Annotated in this window: 12 protein-coding genes and 1 tRNA gene; 7 read left to right on the top strand and 6 right to left on the bottom strand. The window is 58.9% G+C overall.

Annotation, left to right across the window (positions count from 1 at the left end; genetic code table 11):
• Together miaB and FMF02_RS10045 are read right to left on the bottom strand one after the other, a co-directional pair.
• Complete coding sequence (gene miaB / locus FMF02_RS10050) at window positions 1–1,359, bottom strand: tRNA (N6-isopentenyl adenosine(37)-C2)-methylthiotransferase MiaB (RefSeq protein ID WP_019129925.1); 1,359 nt, start codon at window positions 1,357–1,359, stop codon at window positions 1–3.
• A 15-nt stretch (window positions 1,360–1,374) separates the two neighbouring features.
• Window positions 1,375–2,382 carry a YitT family protein gene (locus FMF02_RS10045; protein WP_019129926.1) on the bottom strand — a complete coding sequence of 336 codons (1,008 nt, stop codon included), beginning with the start codon at window positions 2,380–2,382 and terminating at the stop codon, window positions 1,375–1,377.
• A 149-nt stretch (window positions 2,383–2,531) separates the two neighbouring features.
• On the opposite strand from FMF02_RS10045, the gene plsY reads away from it, so the two are divergent.
• The 4 genes from plsY to FMF02_RS10025 all read left to right on the top strand — a co-directional run bounded on the left by plsY (window position 2,532) and on the right by FMF02_RS10025 (window position 7,264).
• A complete protein-coding gene (plsY, locus tag FMF02_RS10040; protein WP_019129927.1) occupies window positions 2,532–3,206 on the top strand; it encodes a glycerol-3-phosphate 1-O-acyltransferase PlsY in 675 nt (224 codons plus the stop codon).
• Window positions 3,207–3,238: 32 nt separating this feature from the next.
• Window positions 3,239–4,936 (top strand): AMP-binding protein, encoded by a 1,698-nt coding sequence (locus FMF02_RS10035; RefSeq protein WP_019129928.1) that lies wholly within the window; start codon window positions 3,239–3,241, stop codon window positions 4,934–4,936.
• A 515-nt stretch (window positions 4,937–5,451) separates the two neighbouring features.
• The gene (locus FMF02_RS10030; protein ID WP_141413046.1) at window positions 5,452–6,510 is read left to right on the top strand and encodes a sensor histidine kinase; all 1,059 of its coding nucleotides are present in this window, start codon (window positions 5,452–5,454) and stop codon (window positions 6,508–6,510) included.
• The gene (locus FMF02_RS10025) at window positions 6,503–7,264 is read left to right on the top strand and encodes a LytR/AlgR family response regulator transcription factor (RefSeq protein ID WP_141413045.1); all 762 of its coding nucleotides are present in this window, start codon (window positions 6,503–6,505) and stop codon (window positions 7,262–7,264) included. The genes FMF02_RS10030 and FMF02_RS10025 overlap by 8 nt, the downstream gene beginning before the upstream one ends.
• A gap of 89 nt (window positions 7,265–7,353) precedes the next feature.
• Here FMF02_RS10025 and FMF02_RS10020 read toward each other — a convergent pair whose 3' ends face one another.
• On the bottom strand, window positions 7,354–8,529 hold the full coding sequence (locus FMF02_RS10020; protein ID WP_162502294.1) for a Bcr/CflA family efflux MFS transporter: 1,176 nt from the start codon (window positions 8,527–8,529) through the stop codon (window positions 7,354–7,356).
• Window positions 8,530–8,925: 396 nt separating this feature from the next.
• Window positions 8,926–9,663 carry a hypothetical protein gene (locus tag FMF02_RS10015; protein WP_141413043.1) on the bottom strand — a complete coding sequence of 246 codons (738 nt, stop codon included), beginning with the start codon at window positions 9,661–9,663 and terminating at the stop codon, window positions 8,926–8,928.
• 543 nt (window positions 9,664–10,206) lie between these two features.
• Here FMF02_RS10015 and FMF02_RS10010 point away from each other — a divergent pair.
• Window positions 10,207–11,361: an acyltransferase family protein gene (locus FMF02_RS10010; RefSeq protein ID WP_244611563.1), complete on the top strand. Its 1,155-nt coding sequence runs from the start codon at window positions 10,207–10,209 to the stop codon at window positions 11,359–11,361.
• A 10-nt stretch (window positions 11,362–11,371) separates the two neighbouring features.
• Here the strand turns inward: FMF02_RS10010 and FMF02_RS10005 are convergent, their stop codons facing one another.
• The gene (locus FMF02_RS10005; RefSeq protein WP_141413042.1) at window positions 11,372–11,833 is read right to left on the bottom strand and encodes a type I restriction enzyme HsdR N-terminal domain-containing protein; all 462 of its coding nucleotides are present in this window, start codon (window positions 11,831–11,833) and stop codon (window positions 11,372–11,374) included.
• A 48-nt stretch (window positions 11,834–11,881) separates the two neighbouring features.
• On the opposite strand from FMF02_RS10005, the gene FMF02_RS10000 reads away from it, so the two are divergent.
• Both FMF02_RS10000 and FMF02_RS09995 read left to right on the top strand, forming a co-directional pair.
• Window positions 11,882–13,201 carry a glycoside hydrolase family 2 TIM barrel-domain containing protein gene (locus FMF02_RS10000; RefSeq protein ID WP_141413041.1) on the top strand — a complete coding sequence of 440 codons (1,320 nt, stop codon included), beginning with the start codon at window positions 11,882–11,884 and terminating at the stop codon, window positions 13,199–13,201.
• A 74-nt stretch (window positions 13,202–13,275) separates the two neighbouring features.
• Window positions 13,276–13,351, top strand: a tRNA-Lys gene (locus tag FMF02_RS09995).
• Window positions 13,352–14,003: 652 nt separating this feature from the next.
• Here FMF02_RS09995 and FMF02_RS09990 read toward each other — a convergent pair.
• A complete protein-coding gene (locus FMF02_RS09990; RefSeq protein WP_141413040.1) occupies window positions 14,004–14,798 on the bottom strand; it encodes a DUF4465 domain-containing protein in 795 nt (264 codons plus the stop codon).
• Window positions 14,799–14,876: the final 78 nt, after the last annotated feature.

Genomic DNA, 14,876 nt, shown 5'->3' with positions numbered 1-14,876 from the left:
TTATTTTATCTCTTCACCGAACAGCGTGGCCGACGAGCAGCCCGTGATACGCACGCGCACGTACTCGCCCACGCCGTGTCCGCCGCGGTCGAAGACCACGACCTTGTTCTGCGACGTGCGGCCCGACAGCTGCGCGTCGCTGCGCTTGGAACGCCCCTCCACCAGCACCTCGAATTCGCGCCCCACGTCGCGGCGGTTCGACGCCTCCGACAGTTCGTTCTGCAAGGCGATGATCTCCGACAGACGGCGCGTCTTCACCTCGTCGGGCACGTCGTCGGGCAGGTGCTTCGAGGCGAACGTGCCGGGCCGCTCCGAATATTTGAACATGTAGGCGAATTCGTAGCCCACCTCGCGCATGAGCGACAGCGTGGCGGCGTGCTCCTCCTCCGTCTCGCCCGAGAAGCCCGCGATCAGGTCGGTCGTCACGGCGCAGTCGGGCAGGTAGCGGCGGATGGCCGCCACGCGGTCGAGGTACCACTCGCGCGTATACTTGCGATTCATGCGGCGCAGCATCCCGGTCGAACCCGACTGGGCGGGCAGGTGGATCGCCCGGCAGATGTTGGGACGCGACGCCATCGCTTCCAACAGCGCGTCGCTCATGTCCTTGGGGTGCGACGTGGCGAAGCGCACGCGCAGCAGCGGCGAGACGTCGGCCACACGGCGGATCAGCTCCGGAAAACCGACCTCGCCGGCACGGTAGGAGTTGACGTTCTGCCCCAGCAGCGTCACCTCGCGGTAACCGTTGGCGAAGAGCGACCGCACCTCCGCGAGGATCGTCTCGGGATCGCGGCTGCGTTCGATGCCCCGCGTGTAGGGCACCACGCAGTAGGAGCAGTAGTTGTTGCAGCCGCGCATGATGGCCACGAAGGCGCTCACGCCGTTGCGGTCGAGCCGCACGGGTGCGATCTCGGCGTAGGTCTCCTCGCGCGACAACAGGACGTTGATCCCCTTGCCGCCCGCACCGGCTTCGCGCACCAGCTTCGGCAGGTCGCGGTAGGCGTCGGGCCCCGCTACGATATCCACGGCATCCTCGCCTTCGGTCAGGCGCTCCTTCAACCGCTCGGCCATGCAGCCGATGATGCCGATGAGCACCCCCTGCCGGCGGCGGCGCAGGCCCCGCAGCTCGGCCAGACGGCCCCAGATGCGCTGCTCGGCATTGTCGCGGATCGAGCAGGTATTGATCAGGATGACGTCCGCCTCCCGGGGATCGTCGGTGTAGCGCCACCCTTCGTTCTGCATGATCGACACGACGATCTCCGAATCGCCGACGTTCATCTGGCAGCCGTAGGTCTCTACGAACAGTTTTTTACCTTGCCCCTGTAACGGGCGCAGCGTATTGATTTCCAATTTGACGTTCAATTATTAATTGTCGGATTATCCCACCGCCTGGATGGTGTCCTTGTCGGGGAACTGCTTGAAGCCTTCGCCGAACGTCTCGTAGGCGTCGGTGACGACCATGAAGGCTTTGGGATCGATCTCCCGCACCTTGTTCTGCACCAGATGGACCTCCTTGCGGCTCACCACCACGAAGATCATCTCCCGGTCCTGATCGGTATACATGCCCTTGCCCTTGATGTAGGTGCCGCTGCGGTCCATATCCTCGATGATGAAATCGCGCAGTTCGGCATGGTGATTCTCACTGATGATGAAGAGCAGTTTGTCGTACGACGCGCCGTCGATCACATAGGCCAGCACGCGCGACGAAACGTAGATCGTGATGAGCGAGTAGAACGACAGCAGCCAGCTGCCCCCCTCGACCGCCTCGCGGTCGGCGCCGCTTCCCACGCCGAAACCGATGACCAGAAGTCCCGACAGCACGACGCACGAATCGGCGAGCAGGATGCCCGTCGAGAATTTCATCTTGGCGAATTTTTGCAGATACATGGCGATGATGTCCGTACCGCCTGTCGTAGCCTGATTGCGCAGCACCAACCCCACTCCCAGACCGATGAGCACGGCTCCCAGCAGCGACGCGAGCATCAGGTCGTTCGACAGGTCGATCACACCGCCGAAGAGCTGCTTGGGATCGAGCGCTTCGAGCGCCTCCTGGTTGGGAAAGGCGATCCACGAGAGCAGGTTTATCAGACCCGGCGTGAGGCAGGCGGCGAAGAGCGTGCGGCCGCCGAACTGCCGGCCGAAAACGATGATGGCGCTCGCCAGCAGCGGAACGTCGATCATATAGCCGAACGTACCGACCTGAATCGAGGGAAAGACGTTGTGCAGGACGATGCCCATGCCGTACACGCCGCCGGGAACGATGTTGTACGGGCTGACGAAATAGGAGTACCCTACCGCCATGATCAGACACCCCAGTACGATGGCGAACATCGAACGCCACCACGCGAAGGTTCCGACCGGTTCGAGAAGCGCTTTCAAATTCATACTCATGCGTCGTTTTAACTGTGCAAAAGTAATCAAATTCCCGGCAATATTCCACCCCTGCCCGGCCATATTTGAAAAAAAACGGCCCGATTTCCGAATTTTAATTATATTTGCAAATAGATTGCGATACATTTGAAGGCTTTTCATCTATGATCCTGACATATTACTGTGCTGTCTCCATGATACTTATAGCCTACCTGTTGGGATCGATTCCCAATGCGGTGTGGATCGGTAAGAAATATTACGGCATCGACATCCGCGAACACGGAAGCCGCAACGCCGGCACCACCAACATGCTGCGCGTGCTGGGCCGGCGGGCCGCCCTGCCGGTCTTCGCGCTCGACGTGTTGAAAGGCTTCGTGGCCGTCGCACTGCTCGGCCTGCTCAAATACGACGACAACATCTCCGACATCTGGCTCATCAACCTGAAAATCATCGCCGTATTCGCCGCCGTGCTGGGACACATCTTCCCCGTCTTCGCCCACTTCAAAGGCGGCAAAGGCGTGGCGACGCTGGTGGGCGCCGTGCTCGGTATCCATCCGATCACCGTCCTGCTCTGCTTCGGTATCTGGTTCATCGTGCTGATGATTACGCACTACGTGTCGCTCTCGTCGATGATCGCGGGATGCTGTTTTCCGGTCTTCGTGCTGCTGTCGCCCAAAATCAACCACTCGGTGCCGCTCGTCGTCTTCTCGTTCGTCATCGCCGCACTGCTCATCTGGACGCACCGCAAGAACATCGACCGGCTGAAAAAAGGCACCGAGTCGAAAATCTACATCTGGCGCCCCGTCGCTTCCAGAAGGCGCAACGACCCCGATAAATAAGGCTTCTCCCCCTCCCTTCATATACCGAGACTATGCTGCAAGAGAATCTGATCCGAATGTACGAAGAGAGCTTCCGCACTCACCGCGAGCTGCCGGCGCTGACCGACTATTTCAAGGGCGAAACCTTTTCGTACTACGAGATGGCCAAGGAGATCGCCAAACTGCATCTCTTCTTCAAAAAAGCGGAGATCCGCCGCGGCGACAAGATCGCGCTCGTCGGCCGCAACAATCCGCGCTGGTGCATCACCTATCTGGCGACGATCACCTACGGAGCGGTCATCGTCCCCATCCTCCAGGACTTCGCGCCCGCCGACATCGTACACATCGTCAACCACTCCGAGAGCCGCCTGCTCTTCGTCGGCGACAACTACTGGGACATCATCGAGGAGGACGAAATCGCCCGCATCGACGCGGTGCTGTCGCTCACCGATTTCCACGTCATCTACGAACGCCGCGGCAAATCGCTCGGCGTCTACATGCGCGACATGGTGAAAAACTACCGCGCCAAATACAAACGGGGGTTCTCGGCCGACGACATCAAATATCCCGACATCCCCAACGACCAGATGGTGCTGCTGAACTACACCTCCGGTACGACGGGCTACTCCAAGGGGGTCATGCTGACGGTGAATAACCTCACGGGCAACGTGCTGGTGGCGAAAAACGCCCGGAACACCCAGACCGGCACCCACTATTTCGTACGCGGCGGCCGCACGCTGTCGTTCCTGCCGCTGGCTCACGCCTACGGCTGTGCGTTCGATTTCCTCTCCCCGCTGGCCGTAGGCGGCCACGTGACGCTGCTGGGAAAGATTCCCTCGCCGAAGATCCTCATCGAGGCGATGCAGATGGTAAAGCCCACCGTGATCTGCTGCGTACCGCTCATTCTGGAAAAGATCTACCGCAAGCAGGTATTGCCGCTGCTGGAAAAGGGCCCGATGTCGATCGCCATGAAGATTCCGCTGCTCAACTCGGCGATCTATTCCGCCATCCGCAAGAAACTGATCGATTCGTTCGGCGGCGAAGTGGTCATCTTCATCGTAGGCGGCGCCCCGATGAATCAGGAGACCGAGGCCTTCCTGCTGAAAATCAAGTTCCCCATCACCGTAGGCTACGGTATGACCGAGTGCGCGCCGCTGATCAGCTTCACCACCGACGACCTCTTCAAGGCCGGCTCCTGCGGCATGTACATCAAGGAGTACCTCGACCTGCGCATCGACTCGCCCGATCCGGAGCATACGGCCGGCGAGATCATCGTCAAGGGCGAACACGTGATGCTGGGCTACTACAAGAACGAAAAGGATACGCACGCCGTGCTCGACCCCGACGGCTGGCTCCACACGGGCGACATGGGAACGGTCGATCCCGACGGCACGCTCTACATCCGCGGCCGCTCCAAGACGATGATCCTCACGGGAAGCGGTCAGAACATCTATCCCGAGGAGATCGAGGACAAGCTCAACAACATGTACCTCGTGCTGGAATCGCTCGTGCTGGAACACAACGGCAAACTCCACGCACTGGTCGTGCCCGACTACGAGCAGGCCGAGCGCGAAGGGGTCGACAAGAACGACCTTCCGCAGATCATGGAGAACAACCTCAAAGAGTTGAATACGGTCGTGGCCGGTTACGAACATGTCGCAGCGATCACGATCTACCCCACCGAATTCGAGAAGACGCCCAAACGCAGCATCAAACGCTACCTCTACAACGTGACGCTGCTGGGCAAATAACGGAAAAAGGACGAACGGCGGTCAAGTCTGCGGCCGGCAGGCCGCGTCGCCTGATAATTCACCCGCCGCTCGTCCTTTCCGGTTTCATCCGGCACATCGCGTGCCGGATTTTTCGTCGTGTCTGAGTCGTTGCCGTTTTGGGTTCGATAGCTGGAAAGAAAAGCGGTTGCCACCCATGCTTCTCCACGTTCGGCCCAGGATGACGATTGCCAATCGTCATCCTGAGAAGAAATTCGGCAGGGATTCCGACGCGAGGATCGACCGCCGGCGTATTTGCGGGCGAAGTCTGCGGAGGACGCCCTTGCGGCAGACCTCCGCCCGCGGAGGCTTCGGCCTGCGCGGCGCAAGCGCCGCCATGCCGTGATGCACCGTAGATACTCCCGCTCGGCAATGTTCAAATAAAATTTGACATTGCTCTCGCTTATTCGTACTTTGGCTGCGCCGTAGATACTCCGTCTCGGCATAATCAAGCTGACGCTTGCTTCTGCGCTCGACTTTTCGTATCTTTGACCGTCATGAAATACTACAAGAAACAGAAAATCGGCGAAAACCTGCTCTACGTCATGGTCTGGCTGGCGATTCTGCTCGTGCCCATCCTCAACTCGAAGATGATGTCCGAGGTGCACGTCAGCCTCTCCAACATCCTGATCGCATGGCAGCAGATCGCCCCCTATCTGTTCATCTTCATCATCCACAACGCCTTCATCGTGCGCTACGTCAAGCGCCACCAGTACATGCGTTACGTCGTCGTCGACGTGCTCTTCATCTCGGCGGTCTTCTACGGCGTCGACATCCTCGACCGCGTGCTGGGCGACTTCGCCACGCCGGAGCATCTCATCAGCGCCAAACACGCGTCGTTCACCGACCTGCCCGTCTACTGGAACATCGTGCTGGGACTCTTCATGACCTGCGCCAACACCGCCATCAAGATGATGTACCAGTCGCTGCGCGACGAGCAGGCCATGGAGGAACTCAAACGACAGAACCTCCAGGCCGAAATGGACTATCTCAAATACCAGATCAACCCCCATTTCTTCATGAACACGCTCAACAACATCCACTCGCTGATCGACATCGACGCCGCCTATGCGCAGGACGCCGTGATCGAGCTGTCGAAGATGATGCGTTACGTCCTCTACGAATCGGGGCACGAGGCCATTACGCTCGAGAAGGACATCCAGTTCATGGAGAACTACATCAAACTGATGCGCATCCGCTACACCGAAGACGTGGATATCCGGTTCGACTACCCGAACGACCTGCCGCACGACGTCACCATACCGCCGCTGCTGCTGATCGTCTTCGTCGAAAACGCTTTCAAGCACGGCATCAGCTATTCGCGGCCGTCGTTCATCCACATCCGGGTGCGCTACATCGACGGGAAGGTCTATTACAGCATCATCAACAGCCGTCATACGGCCGAACCCTCGGGAAAGGACGCGGGCATCGGCCTGGAAAACGTCCGGCGGCGGTTGCAGCTGATCTTCGCCAACCGCCACACGCTCGCGATCGACACCCGCCGGCCCAACATGTATCGTGTCAAACTCATCATCCCCGCTACCTCCCATGATTAAATGCATCGCCATCGACGACGAACCGCTCGCACTGCGCCAGCTGCGCACCTACATCGCACGCGTTCCCTTTCTGGAACTTGCGGGCGAATACCGCAACGCGCTCGAAGCCTCCCGCGCGCTCGAAGAACAGTCCGTGGATCTGATCTTCTGCGACATCAACATGCCCGATCTCAGCGGCATCGATTTCGTGCGCTCGCTCTCCGCGGAGCAGCGGCCGATGATCGTCTTCACGACCGCCTACTCCGAATACGCCGTCGAGGGGTTCAAGCTCGAAGCGATCGACTACCTGCTCAAACCCTTCGGTTTCGACGAGTTCAACCGTGCCGCACAGCGGGCCAAATCGCTCTCCGAGCTCATCCGCAGCCGCCGCGAACATCCCGAAGAGACGACGGAAAGCATCTCGCTGCCGCAGGACAGCCGCGAATTTCTCTCGATCAAGACCGACCACATGGTCTCGCTGGTCAAATTCGAGAACATCATCTACCTGGAAAGCATGGGCGAATACGTGCGCATCCACACGACCGAAGGCAAGACACTCACCACGCTCTACCGGCTCAAAAAGATGGAAACGGTGCTGCCCGCCGACACCTTCATGCGCGTACACCGTTCCTACATCGTCAACCTGCGCCGCATCGCCGGCTACGCCAAGGGGCGCATCTTCTTCTCGACCGACGAAAACGACTTCGTTCCCATCGGCGAGAATTACCGCGAAACCTTCGCCGCCTATACCGAGAAGGCCTACAATACGCTCTGAACGGAAGGCCGTCGCCCCCATAAATTCAGCCCTGCCGCAAACGTTTGCGGCAGGGCTGAATACATAAAACGCCTCACTCCATCCGAGGCTCACGCCGCAGGCCAGCGCCGACAGGCATAACGGATGAAGCCGGCCGTCGACACCGCGCCCAGCAGAACCGCGGCGCCGCAGGCGACGAAGACGTCGCCGATGCCGACCAACGGCGAAACGATACCGCCCATAAGGAAACCCGACGCGCCGAGCGCCGCCGAAGCCGCTCCCGCATTATCGCGTTCGCAGTCGAGGACGATCGACGTGCCGGCGGGCTGGATCATCCCGAAGGCGAACATCAGCAGGAAAAAGGCCGGTTCGACGACCGCGATCGGCGCTTTCATCCACAGAGCGGCCGCCGTGACGATGGCCATAAAGACGGACGCGCCGCCGCCGATGCGCAGTCCGCGATACGAGTCGGCAAACCGGCCCGCCACGGCACAACCGACACCGATACCGACGGCGTTGGCTGCAAAACAAAGTCCGAACGCCAATGGCGAAAGTCCGTACCCCTGTTGCAGAATGAACGGCGAAGCGGAGATATAGGCGAACAGCACCAGCATCGACGAGGCATAAGCCGCCAGAAAAGCGACATATTTCGGATTTCGGAACACCTTGCCGTAGGCGGCGAAGGCCGACAGCACGCCGCGCGCCGAACGCCGTGCGACAGGCAGCGATTCGCGCACCTGCGAACACAAGACCAGCAGCGCAGCGCCGACGAGCAACAGCTGAACGAACGTCCCCTTCCACGAGGTGAAATCCAGCAGCATACCGCCGACGACGGGTGCCACGACCGGAGCGACGCCGTTGACAGCCGAAATCATGGCGATGAACAGGGTGAGCTCGTTGCCGGTATACATATCCGTAGCGATCGAACGGGCGAGTACGATACCTCCGGCAGCCGTAAATCCTTGGAACAGGCGCAGGAGGTTGAACAGGTAGATATTCGGCGCGACGATACAGAGCGCCGTCGCCACGATGAAGGCAGCCATCGAAACCAGCAACGGCATACGCCGGCCGTAACGGTCGCTGATCGGACCGATGAAGACCTGTCCGACGGCCAAGCCGAACATGCCGGTCGTCAGACTCATCTGCGCCATCGACGCCGACGAACGGAAATAGTCAGCCAGTGCAGGAAGCGCCGGCAGGTAGAAATCGGTGACGAACGGCCCGAATGCCGTAAGCAGGCCGAGCGTCACGAAAAGAAACGTGTAATTTTCGTTGTTGCGATTCATCTTTTGTCTTATTTTGAAACAATCGATCATGTCCACAAAAAAAACATGCAGTACTCGTCACAACCAGACTTACGTGACGCGCACAACATGTTGTTTTACGGTGCAAATATAACTCTTTTTTTCGAAATCGCCGCTTCCGGACCCGACCGTTTCGCACACTGGCCGCGCCCACGGCACCGTCAATCCTTCCCGTACGGCAAGCGATGCCAAAGGCATATCTTCTTCCCTGCGGACGAACGCCACTCCGTCCCCGCGGCACAAGTGGCCGCGAAACCTTCGCGGCCTGCACCGAAAAGGCCGACGACGCACGCCCGGGGGGGGGCGGTCACGCACCTGCACGGAGAATGAAAAGGCACGGCTGTCTCCAGTCGTGCCTCCCTGTTCCTCGGGCGATCCTTAAAATTCGAACCCGAGTTTGATGCTGAACCCTCCGCAATTGATCGAATCGGAATAACTATAACCGTCGTAGCTATACCAGAACTCGATCCGCTGCATCGTATAGCCGATACCGAAGTTCACAGCGCTCCGCGATCCGACAGCAAAACGGACGCCGACCATCGGATTAAAATAGAAACCCGTATCCTCATGCACCGTATATCCGATCTTCATATCGATAAACGGACATACGGAGTGTTTCAGCAGATCGGCCCGCAGATCGGCGAAAATCGGAATCTCGACTGCATCCGCATCGGAATAATAGTGCGCACCGACACCGACGCCGGCAAAAAAGCAAGGTAGAATCTGATAGCCGTGCGAAGTCGAAAACTCGACGCGATCCAGTCCGAAATCGCCCGTTCCGATCGTATAGCCCAGATCGACGAATCCCCGATACCCCTTTTGCGGCCCGCGTCCGTTTCCGCTGAAACCTGCGGCACTACCGGTTAACGCATTCCCGGCAGATCGACCATTGACCTGTTCCTTTGAAATTTTCTCGACATCGGCCATTTTATAGGCGAACACACTGCCGTCGGATGTCTGGATTTTCAACGATTCGTTGGGAACCTGTTCGATGATCGTTCCTCGAATCACACTGCCGTTTTTCAGATAGACGACCTCCTGTAACGACTGGGCCGAGACTGTCCCGATACCGACGCTGACGATCGCCAGCACCAGTAAAAAAGTAAATTTCTTCATCTTGACTGTTATTGTCATCCCGCTCGACTCCTGCGCAGGGTTATTCTAAAAGAAAGTGTGGAGTCGTTCGTCTATCTGTTCCGAGGTTCTGGAATACCTTGCATCAAATAAACAATACCCCACACCGAACAGTATATCGGGAACGATATAACCGTACACGGTGACGAGTGTTTGTACTGCCTATCCCTGATGCAATTGAAATTTTCCAGATTTCGGAACAAGGATTTAGCGAAACACTTTCACTAATAATATGTCGCTATCCCGCAAGACAGCACGACAAAGTTAGAAAATGTTTTCGACTTACAACACTCTTCGGGGTATTGCATCGACAAATTTCGGACGAATATTTCGGAATATCAAAAAAATATCCGCCAAATCGCGCGACAGTCGTAAGTTCCCTCCTGTCGCGACGGACGAAATTCCTCCCGAAATCGGTCCGAACGGCCGGCGGCCGCACGCCGCACCGGAAGTCCGTTCGCATCCGATGTCGAAAACTCGCGAATTCACCGTATATTTGCAGGCGCTAACCCGAAACCCCCAACGATGACAAACCCGATGCAGACGGCGGAAGCCCGTATTTCGGCATCCGCATTCGCCGACACGAAACCCCACTACGACATCCTCGACGGACTGCGCGGCGTAGCCGCGCTGACCGTCGTCTGCTTCCACCTCTTCGAAGCCTACGCCACGAGCCATCTCGACCAGCGGATCAACCACGGCTATCTGGCCGTCGACTTCTTCTTCATCCTCTCGGGCTTCGTCGTCGGTTACGCCTACGACGACCGCTGGCGGCGCATGTCGGTCGGCGAGTTTCTCAAACGCCGTCTCATCCGCCTGCAACCTATGGTCGTCATCGGCGCACTCATCGGCGCTGCGATGTTCTACACGCAGGGGTGCTCCGTGTGGGACGTCTCGAAGGTCACGGTCGCGGCGCTGCTCGCAGCCACGCTGATGAACGCACTGATGATCCCCGCGACGCCCGGCGTCGAAATCCGGGGCGTCGGCGAGATGTATCCGCTCAACGGCCCCAGCTGGTCGCTCTTCTTCGAGTATATCGGCAACCTTCTCTACGCCTTCCTCCTGCGCAGGCTCCCCACTCGGGCACTCGCCGCATGGGTCGCGCTGGCGGGGTGCGGACTGGCCGCATTCGCCCTGTGGGGGCCTTACGGCGATATCTGCGTGGGATTCGCGCTGACGGGCGACAACATCGCGGGCGGTTCGCTGCGGCTGCTGTTCGCCTTTTCGGCGGGTCTGCTGCTGTCGCGCGTATTCAGACCCGTCGCTGTCAGAGGCGCCTTCTGGATCGGCAGTCTGGCAATCGTCGCCGCAGCGGCCGTGCCGCGCATCGGCGGAAGCGAACATTTGTGGATGAACGGGCTCTACGACGCCTTCTGCGCCATCGTGCTCTTCCCGCTCATCGTCTATATCGGCGCCTCGGGCCGGACGACCGACCGGCTGACCGCCCGCCTCTGCAAATTTCTGGGGGACATCTCTTACCCGCTCTACATGGTGCACTACCCCTTCATCTACCTCTATTACGCATGGGTGAAAAACGAAGGACTCACCTTTGCGCAGTCGCTGCCCGGCGCGGCGGCACTCGTCGCAGGGTCGGTGCTGCTGGCCTATCTGTGTCTGAAACTCTACGACGAACCGGTACGGAGGCTCCTCACCCGACGGTTCCTGCCCACACGCAGGTAGCCGCACGGCCTCAGTCGCCCATGCCGGAACCGATCGAAGGGAAGCGGTCGCACTGGCGATACTCGCCTTCTACGAGTTCGTAACAATAATGCGACCGGCCGTTGGTCAGCACCAGATAGCGGGCGCCGAGCACCGAGTTGTAGCGCACGGCCTGCGCCAGCACATGCCGGTCGATCGGTATTTCGGGCGCTTTGCATTCGCAGAGCACCAACGGCTGCGCATCATCGTCCACCACCACCACATCGGCCCGCTGCGGCGCACCGTTCATCGCCACCGGATACTCCTGCACGATGCGCCGACGGGCTGCGCCGCACCCCGTTTCGAGGTAGGCGATCAGGTGACGGCGCACCCACTCTTCGGGTGTGAGCACCAGCCACATCGCCCGCAGATCGTCCCACACGAGCGTCCGGTCGCCGCGCCGCGAGGCACGCAATTTGACCGCAGGAAAATTCAATTTGGGGTACGAAGACATCGTGTTCCGAAAAAATTTGTAACTTTACGCAGGACAAATATACGAATTATGCGATACATTCCCCTCGTCACAGCCCTCTTTTCGACGCTCGGCGCCGCCGCCCAGTCCTACGACTCGCCCGCGACGGTGGCCATCGACCGCGACGCCCCCCGCAGCGAGATCGTGGCCTACTCCACGCTGTCCGACGCGCTGACCTTCGACCGCGCCGCATCGCGCTACCTGCGCCCGGTCGCCGACTGGCAGGAGGAGCGCAACGAATCGGGGCGTCTGCTCACGGGCGAGTTCACCATGCCCTTCGCATGGATCGACCGCGAACTCTTCCTGCACGTGGCCTCGGCAGGATCGTCCTACGAGGTGACGGTCAACGGCAAACGTGCGGGATATGTGCAGGACGGCGCGACGCCGGCCGACTTCGACATCACCCGTCTGGCCACGGAAGGGAAAAACCGGGTGACCGTCACGCTCTTCGCACCGGCGGTCGCCGATGCGTTGCAGCGCAATCCCGAAGCCAATCCCGCATTGGGAGAATGCTACGTCATGGCCCAGCCCAAGATGCGCGTGCGCGACGTCGTGGTCGACGCTGCGCTCGCCGACGACGGCAACAACGGCGTGCTGGGGCTGGGTATCGTCATGAAGACCCACTCGCTCAATCCCAAGACCACACGCGTCTACTACGAACTCATCGCCCCCGACTCGACGAAGGTGCTCGACGGCTACAAGGATCTCACGCTCGACATGCGCCGCGAGGATACGGTGCGCATCATGCAGGTCGTACCCCGTTCGCAGATGTGGAGCGCCGGACAGCCGAACCTCTACACGCTGATCGTGAAGACGCGTTTCGAAGGGCGGATCAACGAATACGTCCCCGTCAAGGTCGGATTCCGCACGGTAGCGGCCGACAAGGGGCGGCTGCTCGTCAACGGGGAACCCGCCGAGCTGCGCGTCAAGGAGTTCGAGGCCGAACCGCAGAGCGGCGAACTGGATACGCTCAGAAAATTGGGTTACAACACGCTGCGGCTGCCTGCGGGACGCCTCTCACGCGAGCTGCTGAACCGTTGCGATTCGCTGGGATTCTATGTCGTCGACCAATTGCCGATCGACACGAGCCGCGCGGGACTATCGCGCAAGGAGGGAGGCAATCCATCGAACGATCCGCAGTGGCTCGACGCCTACCTCGACCGCACGCAACAGCACTACCACGCCGTGAAGCGTCACCCGTCGATCGTCGCATTCTCGCTCGCCCGCGAGTCGGCCAACGGCATCAACCTCTACGAGAGCTATTTGCGCCTGAAAGAGTTGGAACCCGACCGGCCGGTCATCTACACCGAATCGGGCGGCGAATGGAACAGCGACCGGCTCGACCTGTAATTTTTTTTTCGAAAGTTTTTTGGAGATTAAAAAATTATTCCTACCTTTGCATTCGCAATCGGATAACGATTGATGCCTCTTTAGCTCAGTTGGTAGAGCACGACACTCTTAATGTTGGGGTCCAGGGTTCGAGCCCCTGAGGGGGTACCAAAGAAGACTTTTCAGAATTTTCTGAGAAGTCTTCTTTTTTGTTCTTCTCAATCCATCGGTTGCCGATAGATCACGTCAAGGAGAGCATGATACTTCGTGGTTCGATAAGCCTTCTCGTCAAATTCGATTTTCAGATATTATTTAGTTAGTATAGATGTACCGCCGTTCGGGAATCCTTCCGTTCCCGCTTACCGCTGTTCGCAGATACGGTTGCGGATCCACCCTTTCCGAACTGCGGTCGGCAGGCGAGAACAACAGCCGTCTTGCCAGACTGTCATGGCAGAAACGTCGTCAGCATCGCTCTCTCCGGAAGTACCACGTTCGTTATCCGACCGAACACGGATCGTAGCCATCGGCATATGGAATTTTAGCAAGACAACTACATGCCATTCTACACCGCCGCTCTTCCAAAGCCCCGCCATCCAGGCAGACCTTGCCCGGAGTCCCGCCAAGGCGGGGAGGGGCAATCTGCAAACACGGCACGGCCGCGAGTGAACCGACAGGCAGTCGTGTGCAACGGCTCGAAAAACCGGCGACCGGCGAGACGTAAAATTATATTATATAGTTGCTTTCAGCAATACCGCAGTAAATAATGGAAGAGGCCTCTCCGCCGCAGCGGAGAGGCCTCTTCCGATTCCGGGAACCGCGCACGTCAATAATTCAACTCCGTGGCCACCGTCAGATCGTCGATACAGAAATAGGCCGGAGCATTTACGTTCTCGCAGACGAAGTGGAACTCGATCTTGTCCACCCAGCCCAGCGGCGTCAGGTCGACATTCGTCCACTCGTCGACGACCAGCCCCTTCTCCTCGTCGACGAGCTTGAACGCGACCTCCTTTTTGAGCGTACCGTCGGCGTAACCCCTCATCGAGAGGATCGCGTCGACCTTCTCGGGAGGTGCGATCGTTCCCGCCATATCGCCTTCACCCAAAGTCCACCAGCGGAAAGCATAGGTGCTGTTGCTGATCCAGATGTTCAGCGGGTTGACCTTCTTCGAGAAGGTCACCGTCGGCACGGCTCCCGCCTTTCCCTGCGAAGCATTGTACGAATCGTAGTAGCCCACGGCGAACTTCTTGGAATCCTTCGCTCCGCCCTTGGCGTAGACGCTGTACTGATTTCCGAATCCGGGCGTCTCCATGTTGGTATTGTTCGACACGGTGAATCCGGCCGTGTAGGAAGAACCCCACTGATCGGAATAATAGCACTGGAACGAAGCCGTCCCCGACGTATAGAACGTACCGGAGTACTCCTTGTAGGTTCCGGTATCGCCGGTCACCTCTTCCGCAAGCTTTTCGCCCGTCAGGATTCCGCTGGTATTCAGCGTCGCATCTTCGAAAGTCACCGTTTCGGTCACCAGCTGAGGGCCGTCGGGGCCGTCATCGTCCGAGCAGGCGGCCAACGCCAGCACGGCTGCCGCCATGAGCAGCGTTCGTTTCATCATTTTCATTTCTCTCTTCAATTTATGAATTAGATTAAAAGTGTCCTCAACTCCCCTCCCTGCCGGAAAGCGCCCCGCGACAGGATT

Source organism: Alistipes communis (assembly GCF_006542665.1).
Lineage (GTDB): Bacteria > Bacteroidota > Bacteroidia > Bacteroidales > Rikenellaceae > Alistipes > Alistipes communis.
Note: the sequence above shows the minus strand (reverse complement) of the source record. Positions and strands in the feature narration are given on the sequence as shown.